The organism is Marinobacter sp. BSs20148, from assembly GCF_000283275.1.
Lineage (GTDB): Bacteria > Pseudomonadota > Gammaproteobacteria > Pseudomonadales > Oleiphilaceae > Marinobacter > Marinobacter psychrophilus.
Genome location: NC_018268.1, coordinates 1992493 through 2013763 on the forward strand (window position 1 = coordinate 1992493; position 21271 = coordinate 2013763).

Genomic DNA, 21271 nt, shown 5'->3' on the forward strand with positions numbered 1-21271 from the left:
AGCGAGAACTCAGTGGCGAGCCTTTAAAAATTGTTCGTCCCCGGCTCGTAGGCTATGGCGCCGTTCTGATAGCGATGATAATAACGTTGACCTTGGCCATAGCTTCGAGGCCTCTCGTGAGTTTGGACTTCGCCAAGGACAGAGGCCTATATCGCTTGAACACGCAAGGCGAGATAGAAAATAGCTACACATTGAAGATCATCAATAAAAGTCATCAAAACAAAAGATATAATGTCAGTGTAAAAGGATTCGAAGGCTTGAATATAATTGGTCCGGCGTATGTCAACTTAAACCCTGGAGAAGCAGCTGACGTTTCCATTTTCCGTGACCGTCGCGTCTGATGCGCTGAAAGTTGATGTTACGGAAATTGAATTTTATCTGACTCAACTTGGGCAAGACGATTCAAGTTTAATGGCAACAAGCAGGTTTACGGGTCCATTAGACAACCACGGAAAGTACTAAATTTCTGGAGTCTGTAGGCGTGTGGACCTAACTGTTTGCAGATCAGCCCCAGCTCACTCATCAATCGGCGAACCTTGAATCGCCCGTTCCAGCCGCTCACAACGAGCTTCCAGTTCCTGAATTCGCCGCTGCTCCAGGGTCAGAGCTTTGAATTTGGGGGTAAAGGCGTTTTCGCCGACATCTAAGGAGCGGCTGGCTTCGGCAATAGAATACCTTTGGTCAAGCGCCAGACAGGCCGCTTTCTACTTGAACTCCGGCGTAAAAGATCGTCGTTTCCTGGTCATCAGACACCTCGCTTATAGCGGCAATATTACCACCTACGTTGGTGTTCGGAATCATTGAACCACTACAACATCTACCCTGCACGGGCAAAACGTGAACAGAAGGTGTGAGGGAAATACGCTACAATTCGCAGATATGGCTTTTTCGACTCACTCCATATGCCTAATATAAAGGATTAAATCAGTGACTACCTTAAAGTATATAGCTCATTACTCTGAGCAAATTAAAACACAAGCAGGTTTGCTGATTACTAGTGGTCGTTTAGGCAATTATCTCGAAAAAAAATATCCAGACCTTCACGAAATACAAAGCGATAAGGCGCTGTACCACTATGTAATCGAGCTAAAAAATCAGTATATGCGTAAAGGTAACCCTATTTCTCAAGTCAGCTACAACAGCAAGCTCCAGGTGCTTAAAAATGCGCTGGGTGTTCATACTTATCAATCACGAGTGCAAGGCAGTAAGCTAAAGTCAAATAACAGCATCACGGTGGCCAGCTTATTCAAAGAGGCGCCGCCTGAGTTTTTGCGAATGATCGCAGTGCACGAGCTATCGCATCTAAGAGAAAAAGAGCATAACAAAGCTTTCTATCAATTGTGCTGCCATATGGAGCCTGATTATCATCAACTTGAGCTAGATACCCGTTTGTGGCTGCACTGGCGTGAGCAACAATCTATCCATTTCTGAACTTACAACAATCACAAAAGGAGTGATCTCCAGGATAATGCGGAATTTTTCTTCGCTACTCAATTTGTCAGGAATGGCTGAATTGGATGGCAGAACGGGTGGTGTTCTAATTTGTTAGTATATACTACCCCCGATATTCGAACTAACTCGGCCTAAATCCTCAAGCAAGGCCCCTTTTTGAGTTTCAAGTTACCCCGGGTAACTGCCTCCAATCTGTCGTGTAAGCCGGCGACAAATGCTCTTTTCGCATTGCATAAGCCGCGGGGCCTGCTTGCCTGGCACTGCACACCTTTGTTCGTGATCTTCGGTTGATCTCGTCCATCACGGACATCAACCGGGCGGCTCGGTCATCCTGACCAGGTGACGGGCTGGCGAAAAAATCCTCTTGGATGGCCGCCTCGTTAACCAAGTCACTCAACATCACGCCGGCTTTCGCATAGTCGTAACCCGGCCGATACATAGACCTGAGTAAACTTAGAACCTGCTGAACGATGACTCTCGAGTCTTGTGTGGGTGTGATCAGCCCTACGGATGCGCTATTGGAATACTGAGGCAGCTCCGTTCGGAACGAGTTGGTTCGAAAAAACACCATCAGTGCGCCGGCGTACTGTCCCCCTTTCCGGAGTTTTTCTGTCGCTCTCGAGGCAAACTGGACAACGGCTTCTTCCAGGTCGGATAAGGCTTTTACCGGGGAACCAAACGAACGGGAGCACATAATCTGCTTTTTCGGCTGAGGGACATCCTCCCAGGGTATGCAGGCAGTGCCATTCAGTTCACGAATTGTGCGTTCCAGTATCACGGAAAACTGTTTACGCAACGTTGCAGGATCCGCGTCAGCGAGTTTGAGTGCGGTATTGATCCCCATTGCCTGGAGCTTGGCTGATATTTTCCGGCCAACACCCCAAACTTCATCCACGGGCGCCAGAGCCATTAATCGTCGCTGCCGTCCAGTATCGGTCAGATCTACAACACCCTCAGTTGCCCGGTATTTTTTAGCCGCATAGTTGGCGAGTTTCGCTAGAGTTCGAGTGGGCGCGATGCCGACACAGACTGGCAGGCCGGTATTCTGAACAACGATGTCTTTCACCTGGTGCCCAAAATCTCTTAGGGGCACAACCCGCTCAACGCCTGAAAGATCCAGGAAAGCTTCATCAATGGAGTACACATCTACCCGCGGCGCCAAAGCTTCCAGGGTCGTCATTACACGCCGGCTCAGGTCACCGTAAAGAGTGTAATTGGACGAAAACAAGTGAATGCCGTGCAGTCGAATTTCCGACCGTATGTGGTGTACCGGAACGCCCATTTTAATGCCGAGCGCTTTAGCCTCCCGTGAGCGGGCAACCACGCAGCCATCATTGTTGGACAGCACGATCACCGGGGTATCCCGTAAATCCGGTCTAAATAGCTTTTCACAGCTGGCGTAGAAGTTGTTGCAGTCAACAAGGGCGAACACCGTTTTCATGCAGTTGTCTCGGTGGACGTCATTATGACTTCCGTCCCCGCTTAAGCGATCGGACGACATTGGTGACCACACCAAACACTTCTAACACCATGCCGTCTTCGATAAGGATTGGCTGATAAGCCGGGTTTCTTGGAAGCAGGCAAACTGGTAGAGGTGTGAGATGTAGCTCCTTAACCGTCATCTCTGACTCCAGGCTGGCGATAATGATGTCACCGTGTTGTGCTCGCAGAGATCGGTCAACCACTAGGACATCGCCAGGAAAAATGCCGACACCGATCATGGATTCCCCTTGCACTCGCACAAAAAAAGTCGCTGCAGGGTGTTGGATGCACAGCTCATTTAAATCGAGAGTTTTCTCAATGTAGTCCTCTGCGGGCGAGGGAAAGCCAGCGGATACTCGCTCCAGAAAGAGCGGGATGCGCAAGCGGAGGAAGGTTTGGGCGTCACCAAGCAGGATGCAGGACATGATTTACACCAAATACTGTTTATTTATACAGTAGTTTGATGGGATTCGATCGCCAGGTCAAACGAGTTTAGAAACAATTTGGTTACAAGAGATTCGTAAAATTGCACTTACATATTCCTCGACCGATGCGCGAGTTTCGGAGATATTGGCGATCACGCCGGCCAGCTTTGTGGATGCCGGTTACGACTTTGAAGTTTGGCCCAAAACGCCGAAACAAGGGGAGGGCAGCCGAGCAAGCGCAGTCTCCAGCGCTCACCCAAACGCTTTATTCCGATCCTTGATCGCGACGTCCCGTGCAATTACAAAGTAAAGCGTTACGTGACCAGCCTAATAAGTCATTGGGACCATAGTGAAATTAAACAACTCGATAAGAATCAAGTAGTTATACGGTAGCACGCAAGATTAAATACTTTGCGTGGAAATTAAGTACTTTGTGTGGTCGTCCACATTAATAACAAAATACGGAGGTGTATCGACGCCATCGACAAATTCGTAAGCTTTTCGTATCCAATGGAAAACCACTTTATTTTCGGACTCGTTCGTTAAAGCCCAGTTTGCACCTAGCGGCAGAAATGCGTAACCACCGTTTTCCATCTTGTACGTTTTTGATTCAACCGTTAACGACACCTTTTCATCAACCACAAACAAAACACTTTCAGCCAGTTTGTCGGGTTCAGGCTTTTGGCTTCCGCCAGCTGGCGAGACCTCAACAATGTATTGAGAAAAAGTTTCGGCAAATCCGGAGAGCGGTCGCGACAAAACCCACAAACGCGTTTTTTCCCAATGCGGTAGTCGACTAGTCACGACGTCCTGTAAGGCGCCCTTTGGAATAAAGACGTATGCCTCTTCGAACACAGCTCAATCAGTTAACAATTGAGTCTGTGGTGGGTGCCCGTCAGACGGTGAATAGTAATTGGGGTGACCATTGGATTTTATACTCATAGATTGGTCTCTATCTCGGGGGGGGATGGTGTTTCGCCCTATGTCGAGCAATATCGATGCCTTCAGCGTAATGAGGTTTCTGCATCCGCTCGGCGGGCAGTGCGGCGGCGTTGGGCTAGACGCATGGCAACAAGGGCAGTACCGATCAGAGCAAAGGAAATAAGTGTAGTGAAGGTGCCCAGGGCGTAGAGCACCGGCGTGGTCACATTAGTGGTCATACCATAAATTTCCAGAGGCAGGGTATTGAAGGTTCCGGATGTCATGAGAGTCCTGGCGAACTCATCATAAGACAGGGTAAAACCGAGCAACCCGACACCAATCAAGCTTGGCAGTATTAGCGGCAACACTACTAGCGAAAAACTCTGCCAGGGGCTGGCGCCCATGTCTATCGCGGCTGCCTCGTAATGCTTATTAAAACGATTGAACACTGCAAACATAATAAGCAGGCCGAACGGTAGGGTCCAGGTAAGGTGGGCACCAAAAGCCGAACTGTACCAGTGTGGGGAGATTCCCAATTGGTCAAAAAGAATTCCTATGCCGAGACTAATCAGTATCGACGGCAGGATCAGGCTAACCAGGGTCAGATAGAACAGCACCGTGCCGCCACGAAAATATCGGCGATAGGCCAACCCAGCCAGCAGCGAAAACAAAATGGTGCAAGTCATGACGGAGATCCCCAGCAAAAGGGACCGACTCAACGAACCACCGAAATCCCCCACCTGTTGCTTCTCGAAAAGGTTGAAATACCAATGCAGCGACAGGCCGTTCATAGGGAATGTCAGGCCACCGTCCGGCCCCTGGAAAGACAGCAACGCGATAGTGATGGTAGGACCGTAAAGGAACAGCAGGAATAGCCCGAATGTCAGCGTAAGCATGACATGAACAGGGCCCCGTTTGACGTTCATAATTAAAGCTCCTGTCGAATGTTGATGAAGCGAAACAGTATCGATAGCAATAGGAGAACGGTTATCAGAAGCACCACCGCTCCGGCGGCAGCGGCTGGATATTGCAACATCGAAATCTCGTTATAGATCAGTACGCCAACAGAGGCGCTGAGCCCGCCACTCATCAGCCTTACGGTAATAAAGTCACCCATCACGAGGGTCACCACAAAGATTGAGCCAATGGCGATCCCGGATTTGCAGAGCGGCAGAATTACATGACGAATCGTCTGCCAGGTTGTAGCGCCGGCGTCTATCGAGGCTTCGACCAGGTTTCGATCTATGCGCATCATCGAGTTGAAGATCGGGATGACCATGAAAAGGGTATAAAGATGCACAAACGCGAGGATCACTGAGAAGTCACTGTATAGTAGCCATTCGACAGGCTCCGACGTTAGCCCCAACCCCTGCAGCCCGGAATTTATCAGTCCATTACGACCCAGCAAGGGAATCCAGGAGATCATGCGGATGATATTGGAGGTCAGGAAGGGAATAGTACAAAGCACAAAAAGGATTCCCTGCATCAACGGAGTGCGCACGTGGAAGGACAGGAAGTAGGCTATTGTAAAGCCGAGTACAAACGTGATCAGCCAAGTAGACGCTGCATAAAAAAAAGTTGTTAGATAAGCTTTTAAAGTCACTTCCGAAGTGAGCAGAAACTCATAATTTCCCCAAATAAAATCAGGTAACAATTGGTAGGCATTAAAGTCCCAGAAACTGACAATAACGATGGTCAGTATAGGAAACAGCAGAAATGCCAAAATGACTAAGGCCAGTGGCGTGACCTGCAGGTAGCTTGTTCTGAATGTCGACACCCGGTGTCTCCTTATCCGCCTGTCACCACCGTTCACATCGGGTGGTGACAGGACTGCACATTATGAGAGCACCTCAGGAGGCGATAAATTCGTTCCACTTTCGAACCATGTGACGATCCTCATCCATCACCGAGTTCCAGCAGGCCACCGATCCCATGCGCTCCTCATATGAGCCGCCATCGCGGACAATGCCAGCCGTTTCCACGACCTTCCCGTCAGGGTTCGTGATATCGTTTTGCGCCTCCTTGCCTTCAATCCAGTAGCCCCATTCGTTTTCGGTCAGGAAAGCCTTCGAGGTTTCAGGCGCGGCACTGTAGTACCCCTGCCGTGTCAGGTAGGCGCCCACCCAGCCAGACAGATACCAGTCGATATATTCATAAGCAGCGTCCAGTTCCAGCCCCGACAGATGTTTCGCCAGACCGATACCGCCTCCCCAGGCGCGGTAACCCTCCTCTAGCGGTTGATACTTGCAGGGAATACCCTTTGCTCTCACAGCGCTGACGGCTGGAGACCACATGGACTGTATGACAACTTCTCCAGAGGACATCAGGTTGACCGACTCGTCAAAGCTCTTCCAGAAGGCACGGAACTGTCCATCAGCCTTGGCCTTTTTGAGTACCTCTATGGTTGCGTCTATCTCAGCACGCGTCATGTTGCCCTTATCGCCATATTTAACCTCGCCCATAGACTCACAGATCATTGCCGCGTCCATGATGCCAATGGAGGGTATGTTGAGAATAGAAGTCTTACCGCGGAAAGCGGGATCCATAATATCCCGCCAATTGGTGATCGGCCGACCTACCAGGTCAGGACGGATACCAAGCGTATCAGCGTTGTAGATAGTGGGGATCAGGGTCATCCATCGGGTAGGTTCATTGGCAAAGCTGGTGGAATCACTGCTTTCCACAAATCCGACTTTGTGGGGAGCTGTGCCCTGGGCAATCACCGAGTTCTCATTCAGCTTTCCTGTGATGAATAGCGGCGAGATTTTGTCGTAGTTTTTCAGGCGTCGAGTATCCATGGGTTGCATGACACCGGCCGGGAATACCTTTTTGGCAATCCAGTATTCGATATCGGCGATGTCGTAAGAGTTTGGTTGTGTGATAGCTCTCTGGGACACCGCATCGGAGTCCAGGGCTGTCAGTTGCAGATTGATACCCAGATCTTCCTTGGCTTTTTGCGCTATAGCATTGAGGTTGGATACCCCGGTTCCGAACTGGCGCAAGGTGACATTCTTTATGTTCTGAGCCCATATCATAGGGAAGCCGGTAATGGCGCCAGAGCCTACCGCTGCCCCGGCAAGTGCGCCTGTCGTCTTAAGAAACCCCCGGCGGCTCATGCCAAATGTTTTGCCGGTATTTTGACTGCTCTTTTCTGGTACTGATTCTGCAGCTTCGGTGCCTGGGTTGATATCATCAGTCACGATCTTTCTCCTTTGTGGTCTGTTATCAGCTGGTTGCTTCAGGCGGTTGTCGCCAGGGCTTCCATGGAGCTAGCTCCGCTGTATAGCGGGTTGAGGTCTTGGGGACTCCAGTCCAGATAGACTGTATCTCCCTCCTGAACAGGGTGGACAAGAAAGTCACTGTCGCTCTGATACACCGACAGCGTCAGCCCGTCCGCACAGCGACCCTGCAAGTGCACGTATCGGCCCTGGTACTCGACGAACAGGATTTTCATGGAAGTGACCAACGATGCTGCCGATGGCGAGTGTTGAACCGAAATTCGGTCACAGCGCAATGACACTCCGACTGGTGCCAGACCATGTTCCGATGACCAGGATGGCGTTGGCAGAGTGAGTTGATTGCTGACGCGGAGTCCCTGCGACATGAACGTGCCTTCGATAATATTGTGACCACCTATAAAGCTCGCAACAAAGGCGGTGCGGGGGGAGCGAAATATAGTAGCGGGGGGGTCAACCTGTTCGATAATGCCTTCGTTCATGACGACCACCTGGTCTGCCAGCGCAAAGGCCTCGTCCTGGGAATGAGTGACGTGGATGAAAGTAATGCCGAGTTGCTGCTGGATCTTTTTCAGTTCTGTTCGCATACGGGTGCGAAGGAAAGGGTCCAGCGCTGACAATGGCTCGTCCAACAAGATAACTTCTGGCTGGTTGATCAAAGCTCGGGCGAGGGCGACCCGTTGTTGCTGACCACCTGACAATTGATCAGGCAGGGCATCTGCGAAGGATTCCATGTTGACAAGAGCAAGCATCTCGCGGGCTCTGGATCGGCGCTCATCACCGGCAACCCCGGCTATACGAAGGCTGAAGGCCACGTTATCGAGACTGTTCAAATGAGGAAAAAGGGCATAGTTCTGAAACATCATTGCTGTGCCCCGTTTCCGCGGAGACAAGTCGGTAACGTTCCGATTATTCAGCAGAATATCACCCTCAGTTACCTCCTCGTGGCCGGCAATCATGCGCAAGGTCGTGGACTTACCGCAGCCGCTGGGCCCGAGTAGACAGCAGTATGAGCCACCCGGAATAGACAGATTTATCTCTCGCACCGCCGCCACATCTTCATCATAGCGCTTGACGACACCAACCAACTCTACCGACCCCGCTCCCATGCAACCTCCAATATTGTTAACAATCTACCTGGTAGATTAAGCAGAGAACGTGCCATTCTTGAAGATTGTCATGTATCCATATAATTTTTAGGCAAAAAATGAAGATGTGTTATCCAAGAATTAGCAATTTCAATAAATTAAAAAAATGGATATTATTAGAAACATGCCTCAACATGAGGCATGGAGAACCATGTCAGTGCACACTTAGGCAGTATTTTTTGAGGTGAATTCCGGTATTTTCATTAAAACATTGCTAACGATTTAATAAGTTATGACGACGCGAGCGAGCCGTGAAATAAGACGCATCATGAACACGTTAACAGACGCTATTGTTGAACACCGACTGCCTCCAGGAGCCCAGTTGACGGAAGCCAAGCTTGTGGAAGCGCTTGACGCCAACCGCAACCACGTCCGTGCCGCCCTGCAAAAGCTAGCCTCGGAAACCAAAATCGTCGCACTGATCCCCAACCGGGGTGCGTTCGTGGCCATGCCGACAGCTGACGAGGCAACACAGGTATTCCACGTTAGACGGATATTGGAGCAAGCTATTGTGGAAGGCGTCATTTGCAACCTGACGGCCCGCAACAAGAGTCGGCTAATCAACCAGGTAGAGCGTGAACGAGAGGCAATCATCAGCCAAGAGCGGCAGCAAATGATTAGGGAATCCGGTAATTTTCACCGGTTGTTAGGAAACATTTCCGGCAATAAGATCCTGGCAGAAATGAACGATACTCTAATCGCCCGAACCTCACTGATCATTGCCCTCTATCAGGAAACTCCGGATGTGAAATGCTCAATTGGTGAGCATCAGGCGGTGATGCAGGCATTGTTTTCAGGGGATGAGAGTCAGGCAGTCAGGCTCATGGAAGAGCACCTTGCCCATATACAGCGCAATTTATTATTGGATTGTCATAGTCGTGAGGTCGATTTAATTGGAGCCCTTAAGCCCTCTTGACTGACCATCACTCTTAGACTGCGAGCACAAATCCGGATGTAGTCTGAACCAATCTGGCATTACCAATTACCAGACGGCGCTACGGTACTGGGAGCATGCCCTTATATGGACCGTAACCCGGTTAAGGCCAGATTCGCCGGCTACTCTGCTCAGACGCTGGCCAGTACCGCCTTAAGGTCAATCCTCCGGTCCTGGTCTTTCTCCAGGGCCAGCTCTGCTGCCAGATGATCCAGATGGTGCTTCATCAGTTTCACCGCTTTCTCACCCTCGCCGGCGGACAGAGCCTGCAGAATGTCACGGTGCTCGCGGTGCTCGCGGTGCTGGCAGGTCGGTTCGTCATTGCGTTGATAGAGCGCCACAATCAACGAGCTGCGCACCATAAGGTTGTCGAGGATGTCTGACAGCATACTATTGCCGCTGATCCGCCCTAGAAGAAGGTGGATACTGTTCAGTTCCTGCACAATGGCACGACGGTCACTTTTCCGGGTGGCCTTTTCCGCCGCCGCCATATGGGCATTCACCTGAGCTTCGAACTGGCGCACCCGTTGCGGGGTGATCGATGCCACCACAGCGCCTTCAATGGCCCGCCGCGCCACAAAAATTTTTCTCGCTTCGCGGGCGGTGGGTTGGCACGAATGGGCGCCGCGGTTGGGTTCGATGGTGACGATTTTCTGCAGTGCCAGGTGTTTCAGCGCCGCCTGGACATGATTGCGGTTGGCGTTCAGGGAGTCGACAATCTGGGCGTCCACCAGTCGGGTGCCGGGGGGCAGCAAACTCTGCTTGGGCGAAACTCGTTTGCTTCATGACAGTCTCTGTCGATTCCTGCGGAGGAGCGACCATTTTACCAAACCGACAACGTGAGGGGAATAAATCAGTGTTTCCCTAGCAATCTAACTACCGCTCATTATCTTATCCTGGGCGCGCTAGCGTAAACCCCTGGCCCGTAAAGCATGCCCGTGGGGCGCGCCTGCTCCGTGATAGTGCATGCAGGCTAACAGACCGATCACTGCCCGCTCGAAATGGGCCTGGCCCAGCTACTATCATCATCTTTAATCCTATGTTTTTAAATGTTTTATAGGTTTTTCCCGAGATCTTTTGGTCTTGGCTTATCGATTGCATGTACCTTGAGAAGCTTTATCACTCGGAAGCATGCAAAATGACGATTGCCTTATTGCAGGAGGCCCGAACTTTTTTTGTGGTCGGCATGGGTCGATCGTTTCCCATGGCGGCGTATCTTAGCTATGCATTAAGCCGTGTCGGACGCAGCGCTGTTCATATCAGTGGTCTGGGTGGCAGCTTGCGCGAGCAGGTCAGCGCGTTGCATAGCGACGATGTTTTAATAGCCGTTAGCTTTCCGCCTTATGCGCAGGGAACGGTGGATGCCTATGAGCAGGTCGTAACGATCGGCGCGCCGATTATTGCGATCACCGATAGCATCATCAGCCCTATAGGGCCAAAAGCCTCGGTGTTGATTGAGGTCAACGATGCTGAACTGCTGGGCTTTCGTTCGCTGACTGCTGCCTTCTGTATTGCACAGACCCTGGCGATGGAACTGGCCTTTCGTGATGGACAAACGCTCAACGGCCGGAATTACGATGCGTTAAACAATATTGACAGTCGAGCTTGGCTCGATAGTTAGAACGTTACTGACTACCAGGAGATTGGTTCTATGAATCTACCCCTTCGCGATCTCGTCGGTTACGGACGACAACGCCCGCAGGGCGCTTGGCCAAATGGTGCGCGGCTAGCGATTAATTTCGTCATCAACTACGAAGAGGGTTCGGAACGATCGCTAGCGATGGGCGACTCTGATCAAGAAAGTATGACCGAATGGGGGAGCTACCAATTCCCTGAGGGCGTGCGCAACCTGGCAATGGAGTCAATGTACGAATATGGTGCGCGCGTCGGTATCTGGAGGATCCTCGACATTTTGCAGCAGGCTAATGTACCAGCAACCTTCCACGCCTGCGCCGTCGCCTTTGAGCAGAACCCGGATGTTGCCAAAGCAGCTGTTGAGTTGGGTCATGAAATTTGCAGTCATGGTTATCGCTGGGAAGAAGTGTTTAGGTTGACCGAAGCCGAAGAGCGCGAACACATTCGCCTGGCGGTAGAGTCTTTCCAGCGCACCTGCGGTAAGCGACCGGTCGGCTGGTATTGCCGTTACGGTGCCAGCGTGCACACTCGTCGCCTTGTGGCTGAGGAAGGAGGATTTCTGTATGACTCCGATGCCTATAACGACGATGTTCCGTACTTCGTTAATGTTGAGGGCCGGCAACATCTCGTTGTGCCCTACACCAGTGATGTGAACGACTTTCGCTACTGGAACTCGCCGGGGTTATCTCAGGCGTCAGACTTCCTGGAGTATATGAAGGAAAGCTTCGATGTGTTGTATGACGAATCCTCTGAGGGCCTGCGCATGATGTCCATTGGACTCCACCCACGGATGGTCGGGCGACCGGGACGAGTTAGATCAATCAAGCGATTTATCGAATATGCGCAAAGGCATGAAGGCATATGGTTTACCACCCGCGAAGAAATTGCTAAGGCTTGGCTGGACCGGAGTTGAAGGGTCTGGAGCTCTCGTAGTGAGATTCCGCTCGACAACGGTTATTTCGTGCCCAGATTTAGCCAGGCACCACGCAGTAAAAACGCCTGCAACCCCACCACCCAAAACAAGAACCTTCATGATAATTGAACTCCATATTGGGCTGGCAGCGATTTGGCTTTGGGCAATATTTTACCTATGCGGTCAAAGTTGAATTGTTGGGCCTTTAGGTCTTCCGCCTCATGGTCAGAGTTAATTACAAAGATATGGTCAATCTCTTTCGCTACGTAATCACAATCGACTGCAAGAGTCCGCGCGGAAGCCTTGAGTTCCCCTTTCGAGAAAATCCGTGCGACGCTTGTTGCGATGGCTGTCTTGGCCGCCGTCATAGAGAACTCCTATAAATCCGCATTTGTTTTGAGAAACCTCCGCGCGCTTTATTGATTCCATCGTAACCATCAGGAGGAATTGACCATGACTACGAAAGACTGTCACTGGCTACAACGAACCAACGATTGGTTCGTGTTTTCTGACATATTCGGAAAAGGCGATGTACATGAAGTTTCTCCAGTGAATTTGTAGGCGTGCTAATCATCGCTGAAAGCTTTGGTTACGCTCGTCAAGCGGTAGTCCACACCCTCCTCAAATCATGTTGATTCGGAGTAAACAAGTTATCTAGCTACTGCAGCAACAACTGAAATTTCCACCAGTAATTCAGGGCTTGCCATCTTTGCCTCGACACCGGCGCGCGCGGGCGCGAAGCCTTCGGGTACCCAGGCATCCCAGACCCGATTCATCGCCTCGAAAAGAATCATGTCTTTCAGATATATAGTGGCAGATAGCAAGTGATAACGGTCGCTGCCGACAGATTCGAGAAGAGCGTCTACTTTTGTCAGCATTGTTTCGGTCTGGCCGGTAATATCGGCATTACGATTTTCGGCTACCTGACCACAGAGGTAGATAGTGTCGTGGTGAACAACTGCACGGCTCATGCGGATGCCGGTTTCATGGCGAAAAAGTGTCATCTTGAGGTTCCTGAAAAAAAAGTGAAAAGAATCAGTTTGCAATATCTGCGAGTTCGCCGATAGTCAAGGGTTTGATGGGTGGACGGATATGGTAGTAGCCGAGAGCATCGATCGATTGATTATTACGCTCAGCGAGAACTTGGGAAACCGTCAGGCCGCAAAGACGTCCCTGGCAGGGCCCCATACCAGCCCGACAGAAAGCTTTTGCCTGGTTAGGCCCCTGACAACCGGCATCAGCGATGCTGCGCAGCTCACCAGCAGTGATTTCTTCGCAGCGGCAAACAATGGTGTCATCCTCTGGGATAAGGAAGGGCCTGGCAGGTTGATAGAGTACATCTAAGAAAGGCCGAATGGCTTGATGCGGTCCCAAACGCCGACGAATGGGCACGGCTCGCTTATTGCGCGTATCTTCTTCTAGCTGACCCAGTTGCTTGGCAATCTGCAAGACCGAAAGTCGCCCAGCCTCCTCCGCTGCCTGAGCACCGGCAATACCGCTTGAATCACCTGCCACGAAGATACCTGCTCTAGAAGTTTCACCCCAGACGTCTACATGCGGGTTCCAGCACTGTTGTTGATCGTTCCAGCGATGCTTAAGTTCAAGTGCTCTTGTTAACTGCACGTTTGGCACGACGCCTTGGTGAACCAGAAGGGAGCGACAATCGAGCTCGTGATCAACCCCCTTGCGGCGATAGTACACCTTGTCTAAGTGATCATCTTTGCCAGACTCAGCTCTCAAGCTTTCTACTCCAGTAATATGTGGAACCCCTGAGCGCTTGAGTGTGCGAAGCAGGCCAACTCCCTTGAGAAGCAATTTGAGGTTACGCAGTGCACCGGGGCTATACCGTGCTGCACGAAAATAGTTTTCGCGAGGAGTGGTGTCCAGTAGGGCTTTGATCGGTACACCTGCGTAAGACAACTGGCTGGCGACTAACAACATGAGAGGGCCACTGCCGGCCAGTACCAGCGGTGCTGACGGCACTAAAGCGCTGTTCTTGAGCAGCACTTGAGCTGCGCCGCAGGTCATTACACCAGGCAGAGTCCAGCCAGTAAACGGTACGGGACGCTCTTGGGCGCCGGTCGCAATTAATAGCCTACGGGCGCGGACCTGTCGGCTACGGCCATGATGAGAGACGTTTAACGTCAGATCGTCCTCGACATCCCATACCGTGGTACCAGGCAAATAGTCGGTTTGCGATGCCTGCATGGCCTCGAGTAGAGACCTTCCTTTGTAATAATCGCTACCGAGTATGCCTTCGTCAGCTAATGGTGCTCGCTCGATGGCTCGGTAGATCTGTCCACCAGCCTCTTCTTGTTCATCTATCAGGACGGTGGCGAGTCCAAGTTGTCCCGCCTCTGCGGCGGCGGCCATTCCGGCAGGACCTGCACCGATGATAGCAAGGTCATAGCAGACATCGGTTGTGTTGCGGCTACTCATTATGAGGTCTCCTGCGGGGACTCATGGATATCGCGGGCGCCGACTTGTCGGTGAATCTGCATGCCATCGCGGACTTTCACCATGCAACCCTGCTGATTGGCCACGCCGTCTATGTCCAGCAAGCACTCGAAGCATACGCCCATAAGGCAATAAGGTGCTCTCGCGCTCCCGCTTGTCGGCGTCGTGCGAGACGGCACCAGGCCGGCAATCAGCACAGCCGCGGCGGCGGTATCATAACTTTCCACTTCGATTGCTCGACCCTCTACGAAGACAGTCACTGGCTCGCCTACACGCATCGGCAGGCGTTTAAAGTGTGAAGCGTTCGGCATGGAACACCTCCAGAGAAGAGTCGTGCCGGTCGCTAGAAATCCAGTCGGCCAGCGGGCCTTCATGGAAGGCCGCCAAGGTCACTCCACTATGGCAGGTTACCAAGTACGCACCGGGACAGGTGGTCGATGTTTGATAGATCGGATAGCCGTCTGGTGTCATGACGCGCAATGCTCCCCAGGCTCGGACCAGCTTCACATCGCGCAGCAACGGAAACAGTTTGACAGCCCGATGAGCTATCTTGGCCATGACTTCAGTAGTAGTCCCGCTATCGAAGCCCACGTCTTCTTTGGAATCACCGATCTGGACGGACCCCTCTCCTGTCTGCCGGACATGCCCTGTTGGATAGTTGAGGAATGGACGAACCCGTTCACCCACGAGCACTTGTCCACGGTTGGGTGACAACGGTGCAGACAGTCCGACTTGTGGAGCCAACTCACGATTACCTAGGCCGGCACAAAGCACGATACGGGCACAATTCCAAATGCCACCGGAACGTGCACGAAGACGAAATCCTCCAGAGCGATGTTCAATCGTTTCCACGCAGCCAGCATTGTCCATAACTCCCCCTTGCGCATTAAAACGTTCCATCATGGCTCGTAGTAGCAATAGTGGGTTTACATGGCCATCCTCAGGGCACCAAGTGGCACCCGCTACAGCATCCCCGACTTCAGGAATTTTCTCCCGGACCTGATTCAGGTCTAATTTTTCATAGGGATAGTTTCCGCCTGCCGCTGCGCGAATTTTTTCCAGCATGCGGGCACGGGCATCGAGTTCCTGTTCAGTCAGGCAGAGGTATAAGCCTCCACGCTGCTGAAGCTGGACATCGACTCCTGTGGAATGCTTAAGAGAGGCAGCGAGGCTAGGCCACAGACGTGCAGATAGCCGTGTGATTTCGGCATATTCTGGCAGAGTGTCTCCCTTTCCCTGCACCCATATCAGACCGAAATTTCCTCTAGAGGCACGCAACGCTACGTCCCCCTCGTCTATCACAGTGACACGAAGTCCGTTGCGTTGTAGCCCTAACGCGATTGCCATGCCAACCAGGCCACCGCCTATCAGGCAGACATCGGCGCTACGCGACCCTTGCGTCGCTGTTTTTGTCATAGTGAATCCTTGTATCATTCCTGGAAATTGGATGAGCCCGACCGAGTGGCCGGGCCATGAAATATGTTAGCGACCGGCGCGATCCAGCACTTCGTTAGCCCAGTCGGCACCGATGTCGTTAAGAATGATGGGCCAGACTGTCTTGCGGACTATCGTTGCATGTTCAGCAATCTGCTCATCCGAGGCCGAAATAATGATGGCACCGGCCTCTTCCAGAAGCTTCTCGTTGCGAGCTTGGTCCGCCTCGACGGTTTTCCATCGGTTTGTCTCGAAACGTTTCGCCGCTGCGGCCAAAGCGCCTTGCTGATCTTTGGTCAAGGCCTCGTAGGCGGGTTGGTTTATCAGCAGATACCACATTTCGAAATGTGTATTGAGCGGCAAGTAATACTGCGTCACGTCGCGGAAGGAGGCGTAATAACCTTCGGCTCCTGACCCCATTATGCCGTCGACCACGCCGGTCTGGATGGCGGTAAATGCATCAGAAAAAGGCAAGGGGGAACCGATGTATCCGATGTTATCTGCCATCAGCTGAAAAGATTTCATCGGCGGTACTCGAAGTCTGGCACCCTTTGCGACAGTCGGGTCAGTGGCGTTTTCCACCTTGGCATTCAGCGCCACACCGCCGAAATAGACTGGCCAAGCCCCCAAAACATAAATGTCCTGCTCCGCATAAAGCTCTTCCACCGTTTCCCGCAGAGGAGCGCCATCTGTGAATGTCTTTTCAGCGTCTTCCCAGTTCTGCACAAGATAAGGAAGGTAGGCAAGCTGGAAACGACGATCAACCTCGGAAGAAGGGGGTTGAACAGCCATATCCACTGAACCGATGCTAAGCCCCTCCTGAACCGTGGTGTAGTCGCCAAGTGCACTAGCTGGGAACAGCCTGATACTTACGGCGCCATCAGTTGCTTTTGCTACTTCTTCGGCGAATACGCGAGCGTCCTTGTCGATGGCGGTTCCCTCGGGGCGTACATGCGACAACATCAGGCTAGCAGCTTCGACCATCGTGCTTGCCGAGACTGATATAGCGATAGCGGCAGTTAAGCTCTTAAGTGAAGGCATCGTCATTGTTTTCTCCATTTCTTCATTGCGGGTTTATGAGCGCCTTATAGCGCTCGATTAGTACCCGAATAGGCCGGGTACAAACTCAGACAGATCAGGCCAGGCGGAAACGAGAACCACCACGGGAAGGTAGCCAAACAGGATTAGTTTCATAGCGGGCTTGACTACCTCGGTAAACTTAACTTTACCGATCCGGGCACCGAGATAGAGAATGCTTGCGTAGGGTGGGGTTACGCCGCCCATGGCGGTATTGACGCCCATGATGGCAGCGAACTGAATGGGACTGACTCCTAGGGCTTCCATTAAGGGGAGCAATAAAGGGCCAGTCAGGATAATGGCGGTGATATCGTTGACTACCATGCCGATGCCGAAGAGCATTAGATTGATAAGCAGCAACAAAAGAAACTTGTTGTCGGTGATTTCGAAGATCAGTTCAACCAATGCTTGTGGAATACCTTCTCGAACGAACAGCTGACTGAGGATCAAGCTGAACAGGATCATAATCAAAATCGCGCCAACGGAGGTGACAGACTCCTTGCCTGACTCAATTAGCGTTTTCCAGGTCAAGCCGCGATAGATCAAGAAGCCGACTGGCAGCGCATAGATCACAGCAACTGCAGCAGCTTCGGTAGGCGTCATGATGCCACCATAGATTCCACCGAGAATGATTACCGGCATTAATAATGCTGGTACTGCAAGAAAAGTGCGTCGGCCGGCATCACGTAGCTGTTGATCAAACGACATCGGCTCGTCTAGGATCAGGTCAAACTTTCGCGACATGACCATGTTGACAACACAAAAGAGGAACATAATCAGCAGTCCGGGCCCCAGAGTCGCCAAAAAGCTCGCTAGTATGGAAGTGTTCGTGACCCACCCATAAACAATCATTGTGACGCTGGGTGGTATAAGTAAACCGAGAATCGAGGAGTTCGCAATTAGGGCTGTGGCGTAGGCGCGGGGGTAACCTTTTCGCTCCATCTCGGGAATGAGAATTGGGCCTATGGCAGCAATGCCCGTAAGGCCGCTACCTGAAATGGCGCCAATGATGGCACAGCTGATCGTAGCCATTACGCCGAGGCCGCCGCGAACGCGACCCACGAAAATGTTGACGAACCTCAGGAGACTAGAGGCAATGCCACTGACGCTCATTAGCGTTCCAGCAAAAACGAAGAGGGGAATCGCCAGGAGTATTGGGTTGGTGAGTTGGCTAAACCCCCACATCATCATGCCGCGCATTGAGGCCTCGCCAATTATGGTCATGACCATGAGGGCGGCACCGAAACAGTAGGGCAAGGGTACACCGAGTGTCAGCAGCACGATTAGTACAGCAAATGCCAACAGTGCTATCTCAATCATGATTTTTGTCCTTACTATTGTTTGCCAACACTTTGAACTCCTGAACTTCATTAGTTTCGGGATAATCGGGGTCGCTAGATTGGTGGTCAGGGTTTTGGCGAAGTCCAAACAGATAACCAAGGTTTCGCAGCAAGTGCCAGAGAGTGAAGGCGACCATCAAAACCAGACCGACTATTAATGCGGACTCATAAACAATGGTGGGAATATAAAGCGTTGGAGTGCTCTTACCGACCCGTGTTACATAACTGAAGTAGTCCCACGCCCAAGTAGTCAGCCAAATCGAGACAATTAGGCTAATGGTATCTGCAAATGCTTGCAGGAAGCTCTTGGCACGGTCCGTTTTCAAGAAGATGTCCAGAACGTTAGCTCTAATCTGAGTGTCCTCACGCGAGGCGTTGACACTACCAAGCATATATAGCCAAAGCGTGGGGATCAGCGTGGCTTCTTCGAGACCCATGACAGGCATCTCAAGGAGGTAGCGGGTAACTACCTGAGTGAACTGGCTGCCCGAAACCAGGATTATTAAAAAAGTCAGGATGTAGCGAAATAATTTTTCCATAGGTCTTTTCACGTGTTGTTTTTTTCTATGTCAGGGCCCTGAAGCGGCTTATTGGACATCTTGTTCGCCATAACATATAACATCTAATCGTTTATTTATATCTGTTGATAACTTGATGTTTTCAACTTATTTGGAGAGCCTGCATGGCCAAACTGACCTATCGGCAAATCGAAGCCTTCCGTGCCGTAATGGTTAATGGAACAACCAGAGCCGCAGCAGAGACCCTTTTCGTCTCCCAGCCTGCTGTGAGCCGCTTATTGACCGACTTCGAGGAGACTATCGGCGTTAAGATGTTCGAGCGACGCCGTCGCAGGCTTATTCCCACACCGGAGGCACGCTTCTTTTATGAAGAAGTGGAACGAGCCTTCGTTTCACTGGAAAAGCTATCCCGCGTAGCGGAGGAGCTCAGAGAGTTCCCCTTGGGGGCGCTGCGCATTGCTTCCATGCCTGCCGTATCAGTAGAGTTTTTGCCGGCCTTGACTGACCAGTTCTGTCAATTGCACCCCGGCGTTTCAGTCACTCTGCAGGTGCGTAACACTCAGCAAGTGGTCGACCTCGTGGCCAGCCAACACTTCGATATGGGGATAATCTCGGGCATAGAGCTCAACGACCCGAGCATCGAGATAAACGTTCTTGCTGATAGCCGCCTGGTCTGCGTCCTACCTTCTAGGCATCGACTGGCCAGCCACGATGTTATTCGTCCGCAGGATCTGGAAGGAGAAATCTTTGTATCACTAGGCTCAGAGCAGAGCATTCGCAAAAAGATTGATAGCGTCTTCGATCGTGAGGGCGTCAGCCGACAATTAATGATTGATACCCAGCTGCATTACGCTGCTTGCGCATTTGTGTTGGCTGGCAATGGTGTCTCATTGGTGGACCCTATCACTGCCTGGCACTATCGACGTCTTGGCCTGATTGTGAAGCGTTTCGAACCGAGGGTGCCTTATCGTTACAGCATAATTGCCCCCAAGCAGAGGGGGCAATCCGATCTTGCCAGATCGTTTCTAGAACTGCTGGACAAATCGTTGATAGAACTTGAGAAAGAATCCGCCGGCTTGTTTGAACGAAAGTTACAGCCCGAGGCCTTGGTAGCCGGGAATGGGGTTGCCGGGAATAAATAGGGTCTATACGGTCAGATCCGCATCGAGCACGGCATGAGCAGTGCCATTTTTTATAAGTGGCGAGCCAAATTCGGCGGCATGGATACCTCCATGATTAAACGCATGAAAGAGCTTGAAGATGAGAACCGGCGACTTTAAAAGATGTATGCCGAAGAGCGGCTCAAGGCTGAATTACGCAAGGAAGCCCTTGAGGGAAAGTGGTAAAGCCATCTCTCCGCCGTGAGATGGCGCTAAAATCCGTTACTGCTGGTCGCTGTAGCATTCGCCAGGCCTGTGTGGTCTTCAGTGTTAGTGAGTCCTGCTATTGCTACTGATATACTGGTGCGCTTGACCCATAAACTGCGCAACTGGCGCTTTGGGTTGTGTTTTCTCTATCTGCGTAACGTGAAAGGTTACCCCCGGAACCACAAACGTGTTTATCGGATCTACCGGGAATTAGAGCTGAATCTGCGTATTAGGCCCCGCAAGCGTCTGGAGCGCGAGAAATCCCAGCCACTGGCAGTGCCCGTGGCCATCAACACCAACTGGTCTATGGACTTCATGCACGACCAGTAAGAGGATGGCCGCAGCTACCCTGTTCAATGTGATCGATGATTACAACAGGGAAGGCCTGGGCATTAAGGTGGATCTTTCATTGCCGTCTGAACGTGTTGTACGGGCCTTGGATCAGCTCATCGAATGGCGGAGAAAGCCTATCCAGATCCGCTGTGATAATGGCCCGGAATATATCAGCCCCTCCCAGGCGGACTGGGCTGAAAACAGGGCATTACACTTGTCTTTATCCAGCCCGGCAACCCGCAGCAGAATGCGTATATCGAACGCTACAATCGCACTGTTAGTTATGACTGGCTGGCCCAATACCTCTTCCATTCCATTGCGAAGGTTTAGGAATATGCAACGCAGTGGCTATGGACCTTCAATAACGAACGTCCCAACATGACTCTTGGGGGGATTGCCCAGGTAGACGCAGTGAAATTTTCCCATGTCCCTATACGGTTTATGAAACACTGACAGTTGCACAGGTTACGACCCATACAGTTACTGCTACTTCAGCAACCTCAGTTAGCGCGTTCTCAAGCCTGCCTTTAAAGAAGCCAAGGAGAACACTGAGTTTATAAAGATGGAGCTCTACAGCACGAACATTCAAAACTAACGAC

The 21271-nt window shown here is 51.5% G+C and carries 23 protein-coding genes and 2 pseudogenes; 7 read left to right on the forward strand and 18 right to left on the reverse strand.

The window, feature by feature from the left end; translation table 11 throughout:
- Positions 1-74 precede the first annotated feature (74 nt).
- Positions 75-341 (forward strand): FixG Ig-like domain-containing protein, encoded by a 267-nt coding sequence (locus MRBBS_RS20415; protein WP_227497649.1) that lies wholly within the window; start codon positions 75-77, stop codon positions 339-341.
- Between the two features lie 204 nt (positions 342-545).
- On the opposite strand, the pseudogene MRBBS_RS19375 reads toward MRBBS_RS20415, so the two are convergent.
- A pseudogene (locus tag MRBBS_RS19375) lies at positions 546-692 on the reverse strand (IS3 family transposase); the annotation flags it as partial.
- Between the two features lie 235 nt (positions 693-927).
- On the opposite strand from MRBBS_RS19375, the gene MRBBS_RS09030 reads away from it, so the two are divergent.
- Positions 928-1431 carry a YgjP-like metallopeptidase domain-containing protein gene (locus tag MRBBS_RS09030; RefSeq protein WP_014871169.1) on the forward strand — a complete coding sequence of 168 codons (504 nt, stop codon included), beginning with the start codon at positions 928-930 and terminating at the stop codon, positions 1429-1431.
- Positions 1432-1615: 184 nt separating this feature from the next.
- Here MRBBS_RS09030 and umuC read toward each other — a convergent pair whose 3' ends face one another.
- From umuC to MRBBS_RS09065, 7 genes are all read right to left on the reverse strand, one after another.
- Positions 1616-2893, reverse strand: coding sequence for a translesion error-prone DNA polymerase V subunit UmuC (gene umuC / locus MRBBS_RS09035; RefSeq protein WP_041635199.1), 1278 nt, complete (start codon positions 2891-2893; stop codon positions 1616-1618).
- Between the two features lie 22 nt (positions 2894-2915).
- Positions 2916-3359, reverse strand: coding sequence for a translesion error-prone DNA polymerase V autoproteolytic subunit (gene umuD, locus MRBBS_RS09040; protein WP_041635200.1), 444 nt, complete (start codon positions 3357-3359; stop codon positions 2916-2918).
- Positions 3360-3761: 402 nt separating this feature from the next.
- Positions 3762-4163, reverse strand: coding sequence for a cupin domain-containing protein (locus tag MRBBS_RS18660; protein WP_227497608.1), 402 nt, complete (start codon positions 4161-4163; stop codon positions 3762-3764).
- Between the two features lie 200 nt (positions 4164-4363).
- A complete protein-coding gene (locus MRBBS_RS09050) occupies positions 4364-5206 on the reverse strand; it encodes an ABC transporter permease (protein ID WP_014871173.1) in 843 nt (280 codons plus the stop codon).
- A 2-nt stretch (positions 5207-5208) separates the two neighbouring features.
- Entirely contained in the window at positions 5209-6057 is an 849-nt protein-coding gene (locus tag MRBBS_RS09055) for an ABC transporter permease (RefSeq protein WP_014871174.1), read from the reverse strand.
- Positions 6058-6130: 73 nt separating this feature from the next.
- Positions 6131-7480, reverse strand: a complete 1350-nt coding sequence (locus MRBBS_RS09060; RefSeq protein WP_014871175.1) for an ABC transporter substrate-binding protein — start codon at positions 7478-7480, stop codon at positions 6131-6133.
- 38 nt (positions 7481-7518) lie between these two features.
- Positions 7519-8625 (reverse strand): ABC transporter ATP-binding protein, encoded by a 1107-nt coding sequence (locus tag MRBBS_RS09065; protein ID WP_014871176.1) that lies wholly within the window; start codon positions 8623-8625, stop codon positions 7519-7521.
- Positions 8626-8932: 307 nt separating this feature from the next.
- On the opposite strand from MRBBS_RS09065, the gene MRBBS_RS09070 reads away from it, so the two are divergent.
- The gene (locus MRBBS_RS09070; protein WP_014871177.1) at positions 8933-9580 is read left to right on the forward strand and encodes a GntR family transcriptional regulator; all 648 of its coding nucleotides are present in this window, start codon (positions 8933-8935) and stop codon (positions 9578-9580) included.
- Between the two features lie 149 nt (positions 9581-9729).
- Here MRBBS_RS09070 and MRBBS_RS09075 read toward each other — a convergent pair whose 3' ends face one another.
- Complete coding sequence (locus MRBBS_RS09075; protein WP_014871178.1) at positions 9730-10329, reverse strand: GntR family transcriptional regulator; 600 nt, start codon at positions 10327-10329, stop codon at positions 9730-9732.
- A 407-nt stretch (positions 10330-10736) separates the two neighbouring features.
- On the opposite strand from MRBBS_RS09075, the gene MRBBS_RS09080 reads away from it, so the two are divergent.
- Both MRBBS_RS09080 and MRBBS_RS09085 read left to right on the forward strand, forming a co-directional pair.
- Positions 10737-11219 (forward strand): MurR/RpiR family transcriptional regulator, encoded by a 483-nt coding sequence (locus tag MRBBS_RS09080; protein WP_014871179.1) that lies wholly within the window; start codon positions 10737-10739, stop codon positions 11217-11219.
- Positions 11220-11249: 30 nt separating this feature from the next.
- The gene (locus MRBBS_RS09085) at positions 11250-12146 is read left to right on the forward strand and encodes an allantoinase PuuE (RefSeq protein WP_014871180.1); all 897 of its coding nucleotides are present in this window, start codon (positions 11250-11252) and stop codon (positions 12144-12146) included.
- On the opposite strand, the gene MRBBS_RS20420 is transcribed toward MRBBS_RS09085, so the two are convergent.
- The 9 genes from MRBBS_RS20420 to MRBBS_RS09125 form a co-directional block, all read right to left on the reverse strand.
- Positions 12051-12266, reverse strand: coding sequence for an NAD(P)-binding protein (locus tag MRBBS_RS20420; protein ID WP_083847028.1), 216 nt, complete (start codon positions 12264-12266; stop codon positions 12051-12053). The genes MRBBS_RS09085 and MRBBS_RS20420 overlap by 96 nt on opposite strands.
- Positions 12263-12514 (reverse strand): hypothetical protein, encoded by a 252-nt coding sequence (locus MRBBS_RS09090; protein WP_014871181.1) that lies wholly within the window; start codon positions 12512-12514, stop codon positions 12263-12265. The genes MRBBS_RS20420 and MRBBS_RS09090 overlap by 4 nt, the downstream gene beginning before the upstream one ends.
- Before the next feature lie 282 nt (positions 12515-12796).
- Positions 12797-13150, reverse strand: coding sequence for a RidA family protein (locus tag MRBBS_RS09095; protein ID WP_014871183.1), 354 nt, complete (start codon positions 13148-13150; stop codon positions 12797-12799).
- 31 nt (positions 13151-13181) lie between these two features.
- A complete protein-coding gene (locus MRBBS_RS09100; RefSeq protein WP_014871184.1) occupies positions 13182-14585 on the reverse strand; it encodes an NAD(P)/FAD-dependent oxidoreductase in 1404 nt (467 codons plus the stop codon).
- The gene (locus MRBBS_RS09105; protein WP_041635203.1) at positions 14585-14914 is read right to left on the reverse strand and encodes a (2Fe-2S)-binding protein; all 330 of its coding nucleotides are present in this window, start codon (positions 14912-14914) and stop codon (positions 14585-14587) included. Before MRBBS_RS09105 ends, MRBBS_RS09100 begins: the two co-directional genes overlap by 1 nt.
- On the reverse strand, positions 14892-16019 hold the full coding sequence (locus MRBBS_RS09110) for an NAD(P)/FAD-dependent oxidoreductase (RefSeq protein ID WP_014871186.1): 1128 nt from the start codon (positions 16017-16019) through the stop codon (positions 14892-14894). Before MRBBS_RS09110 ends, MRBBS_RS09105 begins: the two co-directional genes overlap by 23 nt.
- 66 nt (positions 16020-16085) lie before the next feature.
- Positions 16086-17084: a TRAP transporter substrate-binding protein DctP gene (gene dctP / locus MRBBS_RS09115; RefSeq protein ID WP_144012700.1), complete on the reverse strand. Its 999-nt coding sequence runs from the start codon at positions 17082-17084 to the stop codon at positions 16086-16088.
- A 51-nt stretch (positions 17085-17135) separates the two neighbouring features.
- Entirely contained in the window at positions 17136-18434 is a 1299-nt protein-coding gene (locus tag MRBBS_RS09120; RefSeq protein ID WP_014871188.1) for a TRAP transporter large permease, read from the reverse strand.
- Positions 18427-18993 carry a TRAP transporter small permease gene (locus MRBBS_RS09125; protein WP_041635205.1) on the reverse strand — a complete coding sequence of 189 codons (567 nt, stop codon included), beginning with the start codon at positions 18991-18993 and terminating at the stop codon, positions 18427-18429. Before MRBBS_RS09125 ends, MRBBS_RS09120 begins: the two co-directional genes overlap by 8 nt.
- 143 nt (positions 18994-19136) lie before the next feature.
- Here MRBBS_RS09125 and MRBBS_RS09130 point away from each other — a divergent pair, with 143 nt between their 5' ends.
- Both MRBBS_RS09130 and MRBBS_RS09140 read left to right on the forward strand, forming a co-directional pair.
- On the forward strand, positions 19137-20114 hold the full coding sequence (locus MRBBS_RS09130; RefSeq protein WP_014871190.1) for a LysR substrate-binding domain-containing protein: 978 nt from the start codon (positions 19137-19139) through the stop codon (positions 20112-20114).
- A gap of 24 nt (positions 20115-20138) precedes the next feature.
- A pseudogene (locus tag MRBBS_RS09140) lies at positions 20139-21125 on the forward strand (IS3 family transposase); the annotation flags it as partial.
- Positions 21126-21271 lie beyond the last annotated feature (146 nt).